The 17,995-nt window shown below is 66.2% G+C and carries 19 protein-coding genes and 1 riboswitch; of the genes, 6 read left to right on the forward strand and 13 right to left on the reverse strand.

What is annotated here, in order from left to right:
* Positions 1-7: 7 nt before the first annotated feature.
* Genes R3F42_05740 through rfbF form a run of 4 tightly spaced genes read right to left on the reverse strand, consistent with a single transcriptional unit; the run spans position 8 to position 3,667 of the window.
* Entirely contained in the window at positions 8-1,279 is a 1,272-nt protein-coding gene (locus R3F42_05740; GenBank protein ID MEZ5541529.1) for a class I SAM-dependent methyltransferase, read from the reverse strand.
* Positions 1,276-1,839, reverse strand: coding sequence for a dTDP-4-dehydrorhamnose 3,5-epimerase family protein (locus R3F42_05745; GenBank protein MEZ5541530.1), 564 nt, complete (start codon positions 1,837-1,839; stop codon positions 1,276-1,278). The genes R3F42_05740 and R3F42_05745 overlap by 4 nt, the downstream gene beginning before the upstream one ends.
* Entirely contained in the window at positions 1,836-2,897 is a 1,062-nt protein-coding gene (gene rfbG / locus R3F42_05750) for a CDP-glucose 4,6-dehydratase (GenBank protein MEZ5541531.1), read from the reverse strand. The genes R3F42_05745 and rfbG overlap by 4 nt, the downstream gene beginning before the upstream one ends.
* Positions 2,894-3,667: a glucose-1-phosphate cytidylyltransferase gene (gene rfbF / locus R3F42_05755; protein MEZ5541532.1), complete on the reverse strand. Its 774-nt coding sequence runs from the start codon at positions 3,665-3,667 to the stop codon at positions 2,894-2,896. The genes rfbG and rfbF overlap by 4 nt, the downstream gene beginning before the upstream one ends.
* Positions 3,668-3,944: 277 nt before the next feature.
* Between rfbF and R3F42_05760 the strand changes: the two genes are divergently transcribed.
* On the forward strand, positions 3,945-4,334 hold the full coding sequence (locus R3F42_05760; GenBank protein MEZ5541533.1) for a DUF6165 family protein: 390 nt from the start codon (positions 3,945-3,947) through the stop codon (positions 4,332-4,334).
* Between the two features lie 4 nt (positions 4,335-4,338).
* Positions 4,339-5,292, forward strand: coding sequence for a glycosyltransferase family 9 protein (locus tag R3F42_05765; GenBank protein MEZ5541534.1), 954 nt, complete (start codon positions 4,339-4,341; stop codon positions 5,290-5,292).
* Here R3F42_05765 and R3F42_05770 read toward each other — a convergent pair.
* Both R3F42_05770 and lpxL read right to left on the reverse strand, forming a co-directional pair.
* A complete protein-coding gene (locus R3F42_05770) occupies positions 5,279-6,361 on the reverse strand; it encodes a glycosyltransferase family 10 (GenBank protein ID MEZ5541535.1) in 1,083 nt (360 codons plus the stop codon). The genes R3F42_05765 and R3F42_05770 overlap by 14 nt on opposite strands.
* Positions 6,354-7,274 (reverse strand): LpxL/LpxP family Kdo(2)-lipid IV(A) lauroyl/palmitoleoyl acyltransferase, encoded by a 921-nt coding sequence (lpxL, locus tag R3F42_05775; protein MEZ5541536.1) that lies wholly within the window; start codon positions 7,272-7,274, stop codon positions 6,354-6,356. Before lpxL ends, R3F42_05770 begins: the two co-directional genes overlap by 8 nt.
* A gap of 216 nt (positions 7,275-7,490) precedes the next feature.
* Between lpxL and waaA the strand changes: the two genes are divergently transcribed.
* Positions 7,491-8,774, forward strand: a complete 1,284-nt coding sequence (gene waaA, locus R3F42_05780) for a lipid IV(A) 3-deoxy-D-manno-octulosonic acid transferase (GenBank protein ID MEZ5541537.1) — start codon at positions 7,491-7,493, stop codon at positions 8,772-8,774.
* Here the strand turns inward: waaA and R3F42_05785 are convergent.
* The 4 genes from R3F42_05785 to R3F42_05800 form a co-directional block, all read right to left on the reverse strand.
* Entirely contained in the window at positions 8,759-9,268 is a 510-nt protein-coding gene (locus tag R3F42_05785) for a hemerythrin domain-containing protein (protein MEZ5541538.1), read from the reverse strand. The genes waaA and R3F42_05785 overlap by 16 nt on opposite strands.
* A 245-nt stretch (positions 9,269-9,513) precedes the next feature.
* Complete coding sequence (locus R3F42_05790; GenBank protein ID MEZ5541539.1) at positions 9,514-10,848, reverse strand: TolC family outer membrane protein; 1,335 nt, start codon at positions 10,846-10,848, stop codon at positions 9,514-9,516.
* Positions 10,849-10,892: 44 nt separating this feature from the next.
* Positions 10,893-11,213 carry a rhodanese-like domain-containing protein gene (locus R3F42_05795; protein MEZ5541540.1) on the reverse strand — a complete coding sequence of 107 codons (321 nt, stop codon included), beginning with the start codon at positions 11,211-11,213 and terminating at the stop codon, positions 10,893-10,895.
* A 15-nt stretch (positions 11,214-11,228) separates the two neighbouring features.
* Positions 11,229-11,894 carry a protein-L-isoaspartate O-methyltransferase gene (locus tag R3F42_05800; protein ID MEZ5541541.1) on the reverse strand — a complete coding sequence of 222 codons (666 nt, stop codon included), beginning with the start codon at positions 11,892-11,894 and terminating at the stop codon, positions 11,229-11,231.
* Positions 11,895-12,058: 164 nt separating this feature from the next.
* Positions 12,059-12,150, forward strand: a riboswitch (TPP riboswitch).
* Between the two features lie 38 nt (positions 12,151-12,188).
* Between R3F42_05800 and thiC the strand changes: the two genes are divergently transcribed.
* From thiC to R3F42_05815, 3 genes are all read left to right on the forward strand, one after another.
* Entirely contained in the window at positions 12,189-14,069 is a 1,881-nt protein-coding gene (gene thiC, locus R3F42_05805; protein ID MEZ5541542.1) for a phosphomethylpyrimidine synthase ThiC, read from the forward strand.
* A 192-nt stretch (positions 14,070-14,261) separates the two neighbouring features.
* Positions 14,262-15,188: a MotA/TolQ/ExbB proton channel family protein gene (locus tag R3F42_05810; protein ID MEZ5541543.1), complete on the forward strand. Its 927-nt coding sequence runs from the start codon at positions 14,262-14,264 to the stop codon at positions 15,186-15,188.
* Positions 15,189-15,190: 2 nt separating this feature from the next.
* A complete protein-coding gene (locus R3F42_05815; protein ID MEZ5541544.1) occupies positions 15,191-16,084 on the forward strand; it encodes a hypothetical protein in 894 nt (297 codons plus the stop codon).
* A 79-nt stretch (positions 16,085-16,163) separates the two neighbouring features.
* Here the strand turns inward: R3F42_05815 and R3F42_05820 are convergent, their stop codons facing one another.
* From R3F42_05820 to R3F42_05830, 3 genes are all read right to left on the reverse strand, one after another.
* Positions 16,164-16,682: a hypothetical protein gene (locus tag R3F42_05820; GenBank protein MEZ5541545.1), complete on the reverse strand. Its 519-nt coding sequence runs from the start codon at positions 16,680-16,682 to the stop codon at positions 16,164-16,166.
* A gap of 122 nt (positions 16,683-16,804) precedes the next feature.
* The gene (locus R3F42_05825; protein MEZ5541546.1) at positions 16,805-17,509 is read right to left on the reverse strand and encodes a hypothetical protein; all 705 of its coding nucleotides are present in this window, start codon (positions 17,507-17,509) and stop codon (positions 16,805-16,807) included.
* On the reverse strand, positions 17,506-17,995 hold a 490-nt coding region (locus R3F42_05830), incomplete at its 5' end, for a metallophosphoesterase family protein (protein MEZ5541547.1). The genes R3F42_05830 and R3F42_05825, both read right to left, overlap by 4 nt.

Raw genomic sequence — 17,995 nt, forward strand, 5'->3', positions numbered from 1 at the left:
TCCTGCTCTATTTTTTGGTTTGGCTGATATTCGGCGAATCAGCAGGTCCATCCTGGTACGTTGCAAGTCTTGGGATGGCTGTAATAAATTTTGCGCCCCAGCCTGTTGCATAATCCAGCTGAGCAATGATCTCTGTTTTCAGATTCCAGGGCATAATAACTATAAATTCAGGTTTTGCACCGCGTAACTGTTCCTCATCAACTATCCGGATTCTGCTGCCGGGCAGGAATTTGCCCTGCTTTGCCGGGTTGCGGTCGACGACAAAGGCAATCAGGTCGGGGCGGATGCCGGCATAGTTCAGCAGGGTATTGCCCTTGGCGGCGGCACCGTAGGCAGCCACCGTTTTCCCCTGGCGCCGCGCATCGATGAGGAAGGACAGGAAGTCGTACTTGATCCGTTCCGCCCGGGCCTGGAAGCCGTGGTAGGCGTCCGGGCTGCACAGGCCGGCCTGCCGCTCGCGCTGCAGCATCTCATCGACACTAGCCGCGCGCGCCTGCCTGCCGGTATCGCGGCGTTGCGCGAACACGCGCAGGCTGCCGCCATGGGTCGGGTGTTCCTCAACATCGAAGATGTCCAGCCCCGCCGCGGTGAAAATGCTTTCTGCCGCGCTCAGCGACAGATAGGAGAAATGTTCGTGGTAGATGGTGTCGAACTGGCACTCGTCGATCAGGCGCAGCAGGTGCGGGAACTCGAAAGTCGCAATACCCTGCGGCTTGAGCAGCAGCGCGAAGCCGGCAACGAAATCGTTGATGTCAGGTACGTGTGCCAGCACGTTGTTGGCCGTCATCAGGTCGGCCTGCCGGTTCTGCCCGGCCAGTTCCAGCGCCAGTCGCGTACCGAAAAAATCCTCCACGATCGGGATGCCGCGGGCGCGTGCCGCCGCCGCCGTACTCGCGGTCGGCTCCACGCCGGTGCAGGGGATGCCGCGTGCCTTCACATACTGCAGCAGGTAGCCGTCGTTGGCGGCGATTTCCACGACATGGCTGCCGGCATCCAGGGCGAAGCGTGTCACCATGTCCTCGACGTAGCGTTCGCAATGTGCCAGCCAGCTGCTGGAAAAACCGCTGAAATAGGCGTAGTCGGCATCGAACAGTTCGTGCGCCCTGGAAAAATCCTCGGTCTGCACGAGCCAGCAGTTCCGGCAGACCAGAACCCGCAGGGGAAACCAGGCTTCCGGTGCGTGCAGCGAGTGTTCGGTCAGGTAGGCGTTCGAGGGCGGTGCGCTGCCCAGGTCGATGAGCGGCAGATCCAGTGCTGCGCCGCAGTGCCGGCACTTCATGGCGTGACTCCGGTGAAACCGGAACCGAGCGGGGGGTGGCCGGCATCGCGCGGTGACAGGCCGGTGACCGGCAGCGGCCACGGTATGCCGAGCCGCGGATCGGTCGGCAACAGTCCGGCCTCGGCCTGCGGGTGATGACGCGCGGTATGCAGATACAGCAGCTCGCAATCATCTGTCAGGGTCTGGAACCCGTGGGCAAAACCTTCCGGGATGGCGAGCGTCCGGTGGTTTCCGGCGCTCAGGCGTTCGGCATGCCAGCGCAGGAAGGTGGGTGAGCTGTCGCGGACATCCACCGCCACATCGAAGACCTCGCCGCGCAGGCAACAGACGAACTTGGTCTCGGCATGGGGCGGGTGCTGGAAATGCATGCCGCGTACCGTGCCGCGACGTGCGGTGTGCGTATGGTTGATCTGCACGACGGTCCTGCCGGAGAGCAGCGGAGCCAGCTCATCGGCGCAATACAGGCGTTCCAGGTAGCCGCGCTCGTCACCGAGCGGTTTGCGCTGCAGTACCTGCAGACCGTCGAGCGGGGTCGGGATTATCTCGAAGCGCTCGCTCATGCCTGCCCGGCTGACTGGTAGTCCCGGATCTGCTGCAGACTGACGTCCGCCATGTCCGTGCCCTGCCGCCAGGCCCGGTGCCAGGCAACGGTATAATCAAGCGCGGTGTGCAGGTTCCAGCGCGGTTGCCAGCCGAGGCGTGCCCTGGCCTTGGAACTGTCCAGCTGCAGCGCATTGGCTTCGTGCGCCTGCGGCGGTGCGTCGCTGCGCCAGCGCGCGCCGGGCAGGCGGCTGCACAGCTGCTCGACGATCCATTCCACCGTGCAGGTATCGGCCGCGTCCGGGCCGAGGTTCCAGGCTTCGGCGAAGGCCGGGCCTTCGGTGACCAGCTTTTCCGCCAGCAGCAGGTAGCCCGACAGCGGTTCCAGCACGTGTTGCCAGGGCCGGGTCGCACCGGGAGAACGGATGCCGAGCACCTCGCCGGCATCGAGGGCGCGCAGGAAGTCGGGCACCAGCCGGTCGGCGGCCCAGTCGCCGCCCCCGATGACATTACCGGCCCGCGCGCTGGCCAGCGGCACGCCGGCCTCGTCAAGAAACGACCGGCGGTAGGCGGCGGTCACCAGTTCCGCGCAGCCCTTGCTGCTGGAATAGGGATCGAAGCCGCCCACGGGTTCGTTCTCGCGGTATGGCCAGACCCACTCCTGATTCTCGTAGCATTTGTCGCTGGTCACATTGATGACGGCGCGGATACCCGGCGTCCGGCGCACGGCCTCGAACAGGTTGACCGTTCCCATGACGTTGACCGCGTAGGTTTCTGCCGGTGCCGCGTAGGACCGGCGCACGAGTGACTGCGCGGCCAGGTGCAGGACGATGTCGGGCTGTGCATCCCTTACCGCACGCTCCAGCGTGTCGGCATCCCGGATGTCGGCGATGGTGTTGCCGGCCAGCCGTTCTGCCACGTTGCAGGCCTGGTAGAAACCCGGATCGGTCGGGGGCGCAAGCGCATAGCCATGGACTTCCGCGCCCAGTTCCGAAAGCCAGAGCGACAGCCAGCCACCCTTGAACCCGGTGTGCCCGGTGAGCAATACCCGCCTGTTGCGCCAGAATGTCCGGTTCATGCCCAGTTCTTCCAGGGCGCCTGGCCCGACTGCCACAGGGCTTCCAGGTGATTCTTGTCGCGCAGCGTATCCATGGCCTGCCAGAAGCCGGCATGCTCGAACGCCATGAGCTGGTTGCTGGCGCACAGGCGCGTCAGTGTCTCGCTCTCCCAGCTCGACCTGTCACCCTCGATCAGCTCGATACACGCCGGCGCCAGCACGAAGAAGCCGCCGTTGATGAAGCCGCCGTCGCCGCGCGGCTTCTCGGTGAAGCCCGTGACCCGGCCGGCCTGCAGCTGCAGCGCGCCGTAGCGGCCGGGCGGGCGCACCGCCAGCACGGTCGCGAGCCGGCCGTGTGCGCGGTGGAACGCGATCTCCGCGCTGATGTCGATATCCGCCAGGCCGTCGCCGTAGGTGAAGCAGAAGGCCTCCTCGCCCGCGAGAAATCCGGCCACCCGTTTCAGGCGCCCCCCGGTCAGCGTCTCCTCGCCGGTGTCGACCAGCGTGACGCGCCACGGCTCCGCATTGCGCTGATGGACCTCCATGCGGTTGTGTTCCATGTCGAAGGTGACGTCGGACATGTGCAGGAAGTAGTTGGCGAAGTATTCCTTGATCACATAGCCACGGTAGCCGCAGCAGATCACGAAGTCGTTGACGCCGTGGGCGGAGTACAGCTTCATGATGTGCCAGAGGATGGGTTTGCCGCCGATCTCGATCATCGGCTTCGGCCGCAGATGGGTTTCCTCGGAGAGGCGCGTACCCAGGCCGCCGGCAAGGATGACGGCCTTCATGCCGGTCGCCGCTGCCTGCCGCTGCCGGGACTGCCTTGCCGCGAGCAGGGCAATTTCAGCGTGGTGAAGCGTTCAGGGGTGCCGCGTTGATTGAAATAAAAACGGGCGGCGTGGACAATACACAGTCTGCGCTTCATGCAGGATTCCGGTCCTGGGGCTGCCTGATTCCGGGAAGCGGCTAGTATATTGGCCGCTGGCCTGAATGTATATTGCCGCCTCCCTGCCGGCAGGCGCAGAACCTGTGCCCGGCGCAGGGACTATCAGTGGAGGAATGCCGATGGCGGTGATGATACCGGTCTCCTGGGGGGAGCTGTTCGACAAGATCACGATCCTGCAGATCAAGGCCGAGCGTATGCGGGATCCCGACAAGCTGCAGAACGTCCGGCGGGAACTGGCCGCGCTGGATGCGGTAATGCAGGCCGCCGGGCCGCTGGACGCAGACGCGCGCGCAGCCATGGACGCGCTGCGTGCCGCCAATGCCAAGCTCTGGGATATCGAGGACGACATCAGGAACTGCGAGCGCGAGCAGCGCTTCGACGCCGAATTCGTCCGGCTGGCGCGCGCGGTGTACTACACGAACGACGAGCGTGCCGCGCTGAAAAAGCGGCTCAACAGCCTGCTGGGATCGGAACTGGTCGAGGAGAAATCCTACGCCTCCTACACCTGACGGGATGGGCCGGCGCATACTCATCATCAAGCTGGGCGCGTTCGGCGACCTGCTGCTGGCGGACGGCGCCATCCGCGACATCTGCGCGCATCACGCCGGCGACGCGATCACCATCCTGACCGGGCCCGCCTACCGCAAGCTGTACGCGCGCCACCCGCTCGTGCAGCAGGTGCTGGTCGACCCGCGTGCGCCGCGCTGGCGCCTGGACCGGCTCTACCGGCTCAACCGGACGGTCGCCTTCGACACCTTCGATATCATCTACGACCTGCAGAAGTCGGCGCGGACCGGGTTCTACTTTCGCCTGTTCGTGCGGCGGGCGGCCTGGTCGGGCAGGGTGCGCGGCTGTGCCCTGCCTTTTACCCTGCCGGAGCGGCCGCTCACCCTGCAGGAGGAATATGCCATCCAGCTGGAGGCGGCCGGCGTGCCGGTACGCTACACCGGCAGCCCCGACCTCGCCTGGATGGTGGACGATGTCGCCGCCGTGCTCGCAGCCGCGGGTGTCGGCGACCGCTACGTGGTGCTGCTGCCGGGCGCCTCGGCACGCCATGCGCACAAGTGCTGGCCGCACTACGCCGAACTCGGCTGCCAGCTGCTGGCCGCGGGCTACCCGGTGGTGACCGTGCCCGGGCCGGCGGACCTGGCGCTGTGCCGGACCATGCCGGGCACCATGCTGACGGGCACCGGCCCCTACCTCGACTATTTTCAGCTTGCGGGCGTCCTCCGCGGTGCCGCCTTCGTGGTGGGCAACGATTCCGGCCCGACCCACCTGGCAGCGCTCCTGGGCACGCCGGGCGTGGCGCTGTTCGGTGCCGGCGGCAAGCAATACCAGCGCAACATGCAGCGCGGCAGGTTCGCCTGCCTGTACAGCGAACGGATCGGCGACATCACGGCTGCGGAGGTCGGGGCCCGGGTCGCCGCAGAGCTGCGCGGCGCGGCGGTCGAGGTCAGCGCCGTCTGAAGCGGTGATAGAGACGGTTGCGGGCTTTCTCGCCGGCATAGCACAGCGCGGCCAGCAGGGACTTCCGGTTGCTGGCACGGCGTGACTCGATGACCGCGCCCGGCTCCCGCGGGACGCCGTTCCGGTGCTGCGCCTCTATCAGCCGGCTCAGCACGGCGAACAGGTTGTACTCCTCGATCACCCGCCGCCGGGCCTCGAGCAGGTACGGCAGCCGCCGCTCGTATTCGTTGTCGCGGATCGCGCGCCGGATGCTCGCGGCCGCGCCGTCGATGTCGTCGATGTCGATCGCAATGAAACTCTCCGCGGGGAAATAGTCGGTCGTGTTGGTGCAGCCGTAGTAGAACGGCAGCGCGAGGCCGAGAAAGGGATCGGCGAGTTTCTCCGTCCAGTGATGCAGGCCGCGATGATTCTCAATCGCGATGTGGTAGCGGTAGTCGCGCAGCGACTCGGCCTTGTCGTCCATTTCCCGTACGCCATGCCCGTACAGGTCCAGTTCCGGCAGTCGCTGTTTGAGGGCGAGCGTGAATTCATAGCGCCGGTTGTGCAGGGTGTGGGTTTGCTGCTTGGTGGAGCAGACCGTGGCGATGGCGCGGTGCTTGGTCCAGGGCGGGGTCTGCAGCAGCTCGTCGTAGCCGACCGCATGCCGGCTGCCGAGGCCGTAGAACCATTGCAGCGCCGGCTGTGCATAGACGCGGTGCGGATGCGGCAGCGCCCACTCGACCTGGCTGGTCAGGACGTGCCCGAACTGACGGGTGTAGGCGCTGCCGTAGGTCTTGATGGAGGAGGGCTCGGTGGTGACCAGCAGCGTGTGGCGGCGCGGGCATGCCAGCACCTCGACCCGGGCCGAAAAGCGTTCGCTGCCGAGCGGTGGCAGGTCGTCGTAGACCACCAGCCAGTCGTAGTCGCGCACTGCGGGGTCGAAGCTGAAGTCGCAGCGCCCCCAGCGCGGTGTGCCGGCGGGGAACTGGCGCAACCAGGTGCGTGTCTCGGTGCGGCCGAGCAGCTTGACGCGCAGGCGTGCCGGCGCGCCGGCAGCCGCCGTCCATTCCGGATTCCGGCGCTCAGTCATAGACCGGCGCCGCTCCCGCGGGGCGCGTCTTGAAACGGCGATGCGCCCACAGGTACTGCGCAGGCTGTGCGCGGATCAGCGACTCGAGCAGGGCGTTGATGCGGCTGGCGTCCGCCGCCTCGTCGCCGCCGGGATAGTCCGTCAGTGCCGGCAGCAGCGTCAGGCGGTAGCCGCGGGCGCCGGGCAGGCGGGTCTGGTAGAAGGGCACGACCGGCGAGCGCGCCATCTTCGCCAGGGTCGAGGTTGCGGTGATGGTGGCGGCGGGGATGCCGAAGAACGGCACGAACACCCCCTTGCCGATGCCGAAGTCCTGATCCGGCGCATACCATACCGGCACGTTCTCGCGCAGGCTGCGGCGCATGGCGAGCAGATTGTCGCGCGGGATGGCATCGCGGGTGAAGCCGGCGCGACCGCGGCTGATGACGTATTCCATGGCGGGGTTCTTGTGTTCGCGGTAAAGCACCCGGAACGGGGTATACAGCGACAGCAGGCGGCCGCCAATTTCCATGGTGGTGAAATGGGCGCTCAACAGGATCGCACCATGACCCGCCTGCAGCGCGGCCTCCAGGTGTTCCAGGCCCTCGATCGTGACCAGCCGGCGCAGACGGCGGTCGGATGCCCACCAGCTCAGGCCCATTTCCAGGATGGCGATGCCCATGGAGGCGAAATTCTCGCGCACGATCCGCGCCCGTTCCCGTGCCGGCAGTTCCGGGAAACACAGGTCGATGTTGGTCCGGGTGATGCGCTTGCGGCGTCCGCCGAAGGCCCGCAGCAGGTACCCGAGTGCGCGGCCGGCCCCGAGCTGTGCCCGGAACGGCAGCTGGTTGAGACACCACAGCAGCGCGACACCGAGCCAGGTCGGCCAGTGGCGTGGCGCGAAGAGTCGCAGGCTGCCTGCTGGGGGATGGTTCATGCCTGTTGCCGGTCAGGTTCTGTCGGCTGGCATTGTAACGCCGCGCCGCGGTGATGTTCATGCCCGCTGCACGGCCACCGCGCACGGGTTGGCCCTGGCAGCGCGGGCGGCTGTGTTATGCTTGCCGCTGTCAAGAACAACAGCCAGGCCTGACCCGGTGACAGGCGTGCCAGCGAACGTGCTGCCGGCTCCTGTCATGGCCAGGATTCGCGACCCTTGAGACTGTTCTACACCGTCCTGCTCTACCTGCTGGCACCGCTGGTGCTGCTGCGTCTGGCGTGGCGCGGACTGCGCGCGCCGGCCTACCTGCGGCGCTGGCCGGAACGTTTCGGCTTCATCGAGCCGCCGCTGGGCGCGCGCGTGATCTGGCTGCATGCCGTGTCGGTGGGTGAGGTGCAGGCAGCGCAACCGGTACTGCGCGCACTGCTCGAGCGCTATCCCGATCACTCACTGCTCGTCACCACCGTCACACCGACCGGATCGGCACGGGTGCGGTCGCTGTTCGGCAGCGAGGTCGCCCATGTCTACGCGCCCTACGACCTGCCCGGCGCGGTGGCGCGTTTCTTCGACCGGGTCAGACCCTGCGTGGCGATCGTCATGGAGACCGAACTGTGGCCGAACCTGTTCGCCGCCTGCCGGCGCCGGTCCGTGCCGCTGCTGCTGCTCAATGCGCGGCTGTCGGGCAGGTCGCTGCGGGGCTACCGCCGCGTGCGCAGTCTGATCGGACAGACCCTGACGGCGGTGACGCAGGTCGCCGCCCAGGGTGAGGCCGACGCCCAGCGTTTCGTGAGCCTGGGCGCGGATCCCGCGCGCGTGGCCGTCACCGGCAACCTGAAATTCGAGCAGCGTATCGCGCCCAGCCTGCTCGAACGCGCCGAGGCGCTGCGTCGCGACTGGGGCAGCGGCCGCCCGGTCTGGATCGCGGCGAGTACCCACGAGGGCGAGGACGAGCTCATCCTCGACGTGTTCCGACAGCTGCGCAGGCAGTTTGCCGATTGCCTGCTGGTCCTCGTGCCCCGGCATCCGGAACGTTTCGAGGCGGTCGCCGACCTGTGCCGCCAGCGCGGCTTCAGCACGCTGCTGCGCAGTACCCGCGAGCCGTGCACGGCACAGACCCAGGTGTTCGTCGGTGATTCCATGGGCGAGCTGCCGCTGTTCTATGCGGCCGCCGATGTCGCCTTCGTCGGCGGCAGCCTCGTGCATCACGGCGGCCACAACCTGCTGGAGCCGGCCGCGCTGGGCGTGCCCGTGGTGACCGGTCCGCATGTCTTCAATTTCACCGAGATCTGCGATCTGCTGCTGGTCGCCGGGGCGTGTCGCAAGGTCGAAAGCGTGGCCGGGCTGGAGCGCGTGGTGCGCGAATGGCTCGGCGATGCCAACGCGCGCCATCAGGTGGGCGAGCAGGGCCGGGCGGTGGTGCAGCGCAACCGCGGCGCCCTGGCCGCGGTGCTGGAGATGATCGACCGCCAGGTCGCGGTTTCCTGTCAGAGCGCCGAGTAGGGAACGCCGCGGCGCGCCGCCATGGATTCGCCGATCTCGCCCAGCGCCGCACGGCTCAGGCTGCTGGCGGCCAGTGGCAGCAGCTCCCCGTTCTCGCGCGCGATGTGGTCGCGCGCGAGCGCGCAAAACAGCGCTACCGTGCTCCTGAAATCCGGGTCTGTGCCGGCCGCTGCCGGACGTCGCAGGACGGCGGCAATCGTGGCCCAGAGCCGGTCCAGCTCGGTGTGCTCCTGCCTGAGCCGATGGATCAGCTCCGCCAGCTTGATGGACTGGCGGTTCAGACGCGGGAACAGGTCCTGTTCCTCATCGCGGTGGTGGGTCACCGCGTTGGTGGAGAAATAGCGCAACACCTGCTGTGCCACGGCGGGATCCGGCGTATCCGGCAGGGACTCCAGCAGCCCGCAGTGTACGAGCATCTTGTTGTGGCACGCGCGCAGCAGGCCGAGCGGATCGTCGAAACCGGGCAGCTGTTCGGGCAGGCCGTTGTTCGTCATGGCAGGAATCCTGAATCAAAATGTCTGGCGTAAAGGCATAAAGGAAAACGAACGCCACAGAGAACACAGCGTATGTATGGCGAAACCCGGCTACTTGACATATCTACAGCTGCGCCGCGCAAGCGCGAACTATTTGTCATACGTTCGCGGACACGGTCAGCTCCTGCCGTAATATCTACCCTGGACTTGTCGCGTTCGCTTTGGTCTTATGCAGGTTTTCCTGGCGCCTTTGCGCGAGACGGTAATTAAAGCCCCTCCGCCACGAGCATCGCGTTGATCTGCATCAGGTCGTCCTCGGCGAGTATGCCGGCGGCCTGTTTCAGGCGCAGCGTGCTGAGCAGGTAGTCGTAGCGCGAGCGGGCATGGTCGCGGCGGGCGCGCAGCAGTTCGCGCTGGGCGTCGAGCACGTCGACGATATCGCGCGTACCGACATCGAAGCCCGATTTCGCGGCCTCGTAGGCCTTCTGGTTGGATTCGATCGCGACCTCCAGGGCATTGACCCGGCTGATGCCGCTGACCACGCCGCGGTAGTTGTCGCGGGTCTGCCGTTCCGTCGCGCGGTACTGTTGCTCCTGTACTTCCCGCGCCTGTTCGTAGCGTTGACGCTGTTCGCGCGTGCGCGAGGTGACGGCGCCGCCCTGGTAGAGCGGCAGGTTGAGCTGCAGCCCGACGCTGCCGTCGTTGCGCTCCAGCGGGGTGGAGGTCAGTCCACCGAAATTACTGTCTCTGTAACTGTAATCCGCGGTCAGGTCGAGGGCAGGAAAGTGTCCGGAGTTTTGTACCTGGATTTCCTGCTTGGCGGTTTCGGCGGCCGCCTGCGCTGCCAGCATCAGCGGATTCTGCTCGATGGCCGAGCGCACCCACTGATCCTGGTCGGCCGGCTCCGGTGCCTGCAGCGGAATGTGCTCGCCGAGCAGGGCCAGTGTTTCCGGCATCGATCCGGTCAGTTCGCGCAGCGCCTCGTGTGCGTCGGCCAGCTGCTGTTCGGCGGTGATCTCGTCGCTGACCGCGATGTCGTAGGCCGCCTGGGCCTTGAGCTTGTCGGTGATGGCCGCCAGGCCCACCTCGAAGCGCTGCTGGGCCTGGTCCAGCGTGCGCGTCAGCGCCGCCTTGTCGGCCTGCACGAAGGCCAGGTTGTCGCGTGAGCCCAGGATATCGAAATACGCGTTCGCCACGCGCAGGATCAGGTCCTGCTGGGCCGCGGTGAAGGTGGCATCCGCCTGTGCGATGCGACTGTCGGCCTGCTTGAGCTGGATGAAGCGTTCGCGGTGGAACAGGGGCTGGGTCAGGCTGATCGTGTAGAGCTTGTTGGTTGCGTAGGTGGTCGGACCGCCGGAGCGCGGATCGTAGCTGTCGCGCGTCACGGTGCCGCCGAGCCCCACCTCGGGCAGCAGCCCGGCGCGGCTTTGCGGTTTCACCTCCAGTGCGGCCCGGTGCTCTGCGCTCGCGGCCAGGTACTGGGGGTCGGCCGCCAGCGCCTGCCGATAGACCGTGGCGAGGTCGTCGGCGCAGGCCGGGCCCGCGCCCAGCAGGACGCCGGACAGGAGAACCACCTTGATCGATTGCATCTTGCGCAGCATAGCCTTGTTCCTGCTGTAGCGGGATCCTGCCCCCGGCGTTCCGGTCAATAGGTCGGCAGACTCGTATCCGTGTGGCGCGCCCAGGCGTCGATGCCACCGCGCAGGTTGATGACCTTGTCGAAGCCCTGGGCCTTCAGGTACAGGGCGACCTGCCGGCTGCGAATGCCATGGTGGCAGATTACGACGATCTCTTGGTTCGCATCAAGCGAGGCGGCCTCGACGGGGATCTGGCGCATGGGGATAAGCCGGGAGCCCTCGAGGTGGACAATGTTGTATTCCCAGGGTTCCCGCACATCCAGCAGCAGGGGCCTGGCCGGCGCACTCTCGAGGTACGCCTTGCACTCGTCGGGGGTCATCTCGCGCATGGACTGCCGGACCGGTCAGAAGTCGAAGGATTCGGGTAGCGGGGCGTTGATCAGGGGTGGAATGCAGGTCTCGAACAGGGATTCGCTGATCCAGTTGTTGGCGTTGATGCGGGTGATGAGGCGCGCTTCCATGATCGGCAGCTGGCCGGTGATGACAAACAGCCGGCCGCCGTTCTCGAGATTGTCGAAGTACTGCCGGTCCAGCAACGGCAGCGAGCCGGTAACGGCGATCACGTCGAAGCGCAGGTCCGTACCGATCTCGTGCAGGCCGTCGCCCGTGTGCAGGGTGACGTTGTCGACAGCGAGCTCGCCCAGGCTTGCAGCGGCCGCAGCGGCGAGTTCCGGCAGGATCTCGAAGCTGGTGACATGGCGGCCGAGCCGGGCCAGGCACGCGGTCAGATAGCCGCTGCCGGTGCCGATCTCGAGCACGCTGTCCTCCGCCCGGATGGCCAGTGCCTGCAGCAGCCGGCCCTCGACGTTGGGTTTCATCATGACCTGGTCGTGGCCGAGCGGGATGTTGGTGTCGGCAAAGGCCAGCCCGCGATAGCGCTCCGGCACGAAGGCCTCGCGCGGGACATGCGCCATGGCCTCCAGGACCTGGGGGTCGAGCACCTCCCAGGGCCGGATCTGCTGCACGATCATGTTGAAGCGTGCCTGTTCGATTTCTGCCGGTTCCATCATGCCTGCTGCCGGTTGCATTCAACGGCAGCCAAGGGTACGGACTTTGTCCCGTGCTGGCAATAATCTGGCTGGGGTAGGCGGGCGGTATGTTTTTGGAAACAACATGTTGCATAAATCCGCGGCGGCAGTGTTGTTGCAAAGCAGGAAACCTTTCGTTACCGTGTATCCCCGGCTGGGGGTGCCCGCTGCGGGCTGAGACATACCCTTGGAACCTGACCCGGGTCATGCCGGCGTAGGGAAGCTCGAGCACTCGCCGGCGCACTGCCTTTGTTCATCGCAATGAGGACGGCCGTTATGAGTGCTATCCCGGAAGATTTCATCAGTCAGACCGCACGGCTGTCCGCCGACGTCACCCGGCCGTTCCCGAATTCACGCCGCATCTACGTACCGGGATCGCGTCCCGACATCCGGGTGCCGATGCGCGAGATTCGGCAGGCCGATACACCCGCCAGCCTCGGGGTCGAGCACAATCCGCCCATCACGGTGTACGACACCTCCGGACCCTATACCGACCCGGACGCCCGCATCGACCTGCTCGCGGGGCTGCCCGAGGTGCGCAGCAACTGGATCGCCGGACGTGCCGACACCGAGCAGCTGCCCGGGCCGAGCTCCGCGTACGGCCGGCAGCGCCAGCAGGATCCGGCGCTCGCCGCGCTGCGTTTCCAGCACATCCGTCCGCCGCGCCGGGCCCTGGCCGGGCATAACGTCACCCAGATGCATTACGCGCGCCGCGGCATCATCACCCCGGAGATGGAATTCGTCGCCATCCGCGAGAACCTGCGCCTGGACGAGCTGCGCGACGCCGGCCTGCTGAAGCAGCACCCGGGGCACAGTTTCGGCGCCAGCCTGCCTGCGCGCGTCACGCCGGAATTCGTGCGCGACGAGGTGGCGCGCGGGCGCGCCATCATCCCCGCCAACATCAATCACCCGGAACTGGAGCCGATGATCATCGGCCGCAATTTCCTGGTGAAGATCAATACCAATATAGGCAATTCGGCGGTGACCTCCTCGATCGCCGAGGAAGTGGAGAAGATGGTGTGGTCGGTGCGCTGGGGCGGCGACACGCTGATGGACCTGTCGACCGGCCGGAACATCCACGAGACGCGCGAGTGGATCCTGCGCAACGCGCCGGTGCCGGTGGGTACCGTGCCGATCTACCAGGCGCTGGAAAAGGTCGAGGGCCGCGCCGAGGAGCTGACCTGGGATATCTTCCGCGACACCCTGATCGAGCAGGCGGAGCAGGGCGTGGACTACTTCACCATCCATGCCGGCGTGCGCCTGGCCTGGGTGCCGCTGACCGCGAACCGGGTGACCGGCATCGTCTCGCGCGGCGGCTCGATCATGGCGAAGTGGTGCCTCGCGCATCACCAGGAGAGCTTCCTCTACACCCACTTCGCCGATATCTGCGACATCATGAAAGCCTACGACGTGTCGTTCTCGCTCGGCGACGGCCTGCGGCCGGGCTCGATCGCCGATGCCAACGACGCCGCCCAGTTCGCGGAGCTGGAGACTCTGGGCGAACTGACGCAGATCGCCTGGGAGCACGACGTGCAGGTGATGATCGAGGGCCCCGGCCATGTGCCCATGCAGCTCATCCGGGAGAACATGGACAAGGAACTGCGCGATTGCTTCGAGGCGCCGTTCTACACCCTGGGCCCGCTGACCACCGACATCGCGCCCGGCTACGACCACATCACGTCCGCCATCGGCGCGGCCCAGATCGGCTGGTATGGCACGGCCATGCTGTGCTACGTGACGCCGAAGGAACACCTCGGCCTGCCGGACAAGCAGGATGTGCGCGAGGGTATCATCACCTACAAGATCGCCGCGCACGCGGCGGACCTGGCCAAGGGACATCCCGGCGCACAGGTGCGCGACAATGCGCTGTCCAAGGCGCGCTTCGAGTTCCGCTGGGAGGATCAGTTCAACCTCGGACTCGACCCGGAAAAGGCGCGTGAGTTCCACGACGCCACGCTGCCCAAGGACTCCGCCAAGGTGGCGCACTTCTGTTCCATGTGCGGTCCGAAGTTCTGTTCCATGAAGATCAGCCAGGACGTGCGCGATTATGCCGCCGGCAAGGGCATCGGTGACATCGGCCAGGCCATCGAGACGGGGCTGACCGAGAAGGCCGCCGAGTTCAAGGACGGCGGTGCGCAGATCTACCGCAAGACCTAGCCGCGCGCGCAATACATCCCGGCCCGCACTGCCTTCAAAAAATTGACGCGCCGCTGGCCGGTGCGCGGGCGGCGTTTCAAGCGCTTAAGTTGTATGCGCTTTTCAAGCTCGCTGCATTCGCCGTGACCGGGTGCCGGCAAAATCGGGTAAGATGCGCGGATTCCGAATCACCTTGTTGAGACAGGGCAGGCAATGAACCAGACCAGGACCAACTTCAGCGGCCGCATGCTGTTGCGCATGATGGTGCTCGGGGCGATCGTGGTGATCGCGCTGATCGCCAACTACAAATTCATCGGCGAGCTGTACTTCACGCACCAGCTGACCGCGGCCGGCTACCTGATCAACGGCGGAATCGTGGCGATTTTCCTGCTCGGCCTGGTGAAGATCGTGTCGTCGCTGCTGCGTTACATGCGCGAGGAGGTCGCGCTCGAGCGCGTCAGCTCGCACCTGGAGAACGGGCACGACAACCCGCTCAAGGGCGTCAACACGCGTTCCATCATCGCGCGCCGCTACCAGACGCTGGTGCGGTTGAGCAACCAGTACGCGAAGATCAACCACAGCGCGCTGGCATCCACCCTCCTCGCGGTCGAAAGCACCCGCATCAGCTTCGCCAAGTATGTCAGCAACATCCTGATCCTGACCGGCGTGTTCGGCACCATCGTGTCGTTGTCGATCGCACTCGCCGGCGCCTCCAACCTGCTGGAGGACATCCAGGCCACCAGCAGCATGGGCATGGTGATCCACGGCATGTCCACGGCGCTGTCGACCACCTTTACCGCCATCCTCTGCTACATGTTCTACGGCTACTTCTATCTCAAGCTGGGTGACGCGCAGACCAACGTGCTGGGCAAGGTGGAGGAACTGACCTCGGTCTACCTGCTGCCCCGTTTCTCGCACGACAGCGAGAGCCTGCTGCACGAGGTCACCGGCCTGGTCAACGGCCTACGCGAAGCGGCCGCCGGCATGAAGCAGATCCAGCAGGATTTCGCCTCCGCCGGCGACAGCCTGGATGCGACCATCGGCGGTCTCGCCGAGAATGTCGGTCGGGTCAACAGCGACCTGGCCCAGATGAAACAGTTGCTGCGCGAGGGCTTCCGGCTGCCGGCCCCTGGTAAGTAGCTATGGACGAGGGCTTCATCGATCTCCGCCAGGCCGGCGACTACACGTCCGGCAGCGACAGCTTCTGGCCGTCCTTCACCGACATCATGATGGTGGTGGTGATGATCTTCATGATCAGCAGCACCATCCTGATGATCCGCAACTGGGAGCTGGTGCGCGAACTGCGCGCCACCATCGCCTCGGAGCGCGAGGCCAAGGCCATGGCCGAGACCGCGACGCATACCAGCGAGACGCTGGAGGAGCGCCTGGCGCAGGCACAGAGCGAGATCTCCGAGCTGCGCATGCAGCTGATGCGCAGCAGCGAGATCAACAAGGCGACCAGCCGCGAGCTGATCCAGGTGCGCCAGCAGGTGCGCACGCTGGAGAGCGAGAGCAAGGGATTCCAGGCGCGCCTGCAGCAGTCCGCCGCAGATCTGCGCCAGGCGCAGGACACCCTGCGCCAGCGCCAGGAGGAACTGACGCGACAGCAGGCCAGGGTGTCGGAGCTCGAACAGCTCGAACTCGTCCGCAAGGACGAACTCGAGGCGCTGCGCGCGCAGTACGCCGATTCGGAACTGCAACTGACCAATCTGCAGGGCAGTTACGACGAGCTCAGCGTGAAGTACAACAAACTGATCAAGCCGGCACGCAGCGCGGCCGGCAAGTATCTGGTATCGGTACGCTACCGCAAGGATGACGGCAAGTACCACCTGGAGTTCAAGGAGATGGAGAACGAGGAGTACCAGACGCTGACGCGCCAGGAGCTGGACAAGCGGCTTGCGGCCCTGAAGGACGAGTACTCCGGTCAGCTCTACGTCAAGGTCGTTATCCCCAAGGACAGCGGGCTGTCCTATAACGAGGCCTGGGGGTTCACCCAGGACATCCTGACCAGTTACGACTATTACTACCAGGAGTAGCGGCACCTGAGGCGCTGCCGTGATGCATGCGGGTCGTGGACACGGCCCGCGCCTGCGAATGCCCCGCGCTGGGTCCAGGTTACTCCAGGGTCATGATCCGGCCCAGCGCCTGCTGCATTTCCGCCACGCTCACGTGATGCGCCCAGTAGGGCTCGTCGAGCTGCTGGCATTTCAGGCGCACCACCTCCGGCTGCCGGTCGGAGTGCAGCATGAGCGTGGTGGTCGACATCACGGGGTTGTAATCCCCGCCGTCCAGCGTGAGGGCGGCCAGCTGCAGGCCGGCCGTGCCGGCCATGAAGCGGTCACGGTGGATGCCGGTCACGCTGAATCTGTCCGCTTGCACCGTACGCTCGACCGGCGCTACCGTGCGCAGCTCGAGAATGCAGTGCGGCTGGTATTCCGCGGCGCTGTTGGTCGGCCGGACCCGGCCGGCCTGGATGTAGACGCTGGCGTAATCCGCGCGGATGGTCAGCGGCTGGTTGAGCGTGACGCCGGTCAGCTCCGGTTGCGGGGTCGGTCCGGTGGGGCGCTGGTAACCGGGCAGTGACTGGCACGCGCCGAGCAGCAGCGCGAGCGCACACAGGGCAGGGGTTCGCATAAACGGCCTCCAATCCGGCGGGCGCCGGACACTGGTACCCCTTGTAGCAGGGGTCAGAGCACATTTTCCTTACCAGGAATATAAGCAAAAAATTTACTCTGACACCAATTTACAGTCACCCATTATTCCGGCAGCCGCGCGCGCAGGGTGTCACGGTCGATCCACCACCGGCCGCCGACGATGGTGTCGAGGATGGCCGCCAGCCGCGCGAACAGCTCCGGCACATCGTTGAGGCCCAGGATCTCGGTCCACATGCGGATCATCTCGGGGTCGTCGATGCCGCGATGGCGTTTCGCCACGCCGGCCACCAACTGGTTGGTGAAGAAGGTCAGGCTGTCGTGTTCCTCGCCCGTACTGCGCAGATCGGCGATGTAGTGGGCGGCCATGGCGGCGACCGCGCCGCCGTCGGAGTTGTCCGGGGTTTCGTCGACGATGTGCTGGAGCATGGCGACGGTCAGTGCCGCCGGCACCGGAAAGGTGACCGCCAGCCACACACCGTTGCCGAGTGCGGCCAGCGACTCCGGCCGGTCGCACTGGAACAGGATGTCGCAGGCCTCCACGGCGTCCTGCCACGCCGCACCCCCGGCGAACACGTCGAACGCCGCCCGCGCCTGTGCCCAGCTGTCGTCGAACTGCTGCAGCCCGAGCAGGGTCTCGGCGATGTCGAGCTGCAGGCGGGCGCGCGCGAGCGGGGCAGTGTCAGCGGGCAACGCAGCGAGCGCCTGTTGCTGGGTCTTGAGCTGGGCCTTGAGCGAGGGGCGTGAATCGGAGAGGTCGATGCCGCTCTTGTCGCCCAGTACCATGTGTTCCGGATTGTCGTCTTTCATTCGGCTACCTGTTGTCTGCCTGCCGGCAGACTGATGTCATGCAGGGAAAAGGTCAGGGTGGCGAGGTCCCCGAGCACCCATGTGGCCGGCGCCTTGATGCCGCCGACTGTGCCCGGGTTCACCAGCCAGGTCCGCCCCCCGGCCAGGTTGGCGACCGTGCGGATGTCGGCGCGGTGGTCGTGGCCGCAACAGACCAGGTCCCAGTCGCCGGTGGCGGCCATGGCCTGGGCATAGTGCGGGTAGTGCACCAGGAAGATGCGGCGTCCGGCCAGTTCGAGTCCGGCATCCTGGCCGTAGTAGTGCGTGCGGTTGGCCGGCTGCGCGGCGATGCGGCCCATCATATAGAGGTCGCCGCTGTTGTTGCCGTGGATGACATGCACCGGGAGGGCGAACGGACGGAGCACCTCCAGCGTGCTGGGCGCGACCACGTCACCACAATGCAGCACGGCCTCGGCACCGGCGTCCGCCGCTGCGGCGACGGCAGCC

Source organism: Pseudomonadota bacterium (assembly GCA_041395565.1).
In the GTDB taxonomy this organism is placed as follows: Bacteria; Pseudomonadota; Gammaproteobacteria; order UBA9214; family UBA9214; genus UBA9214.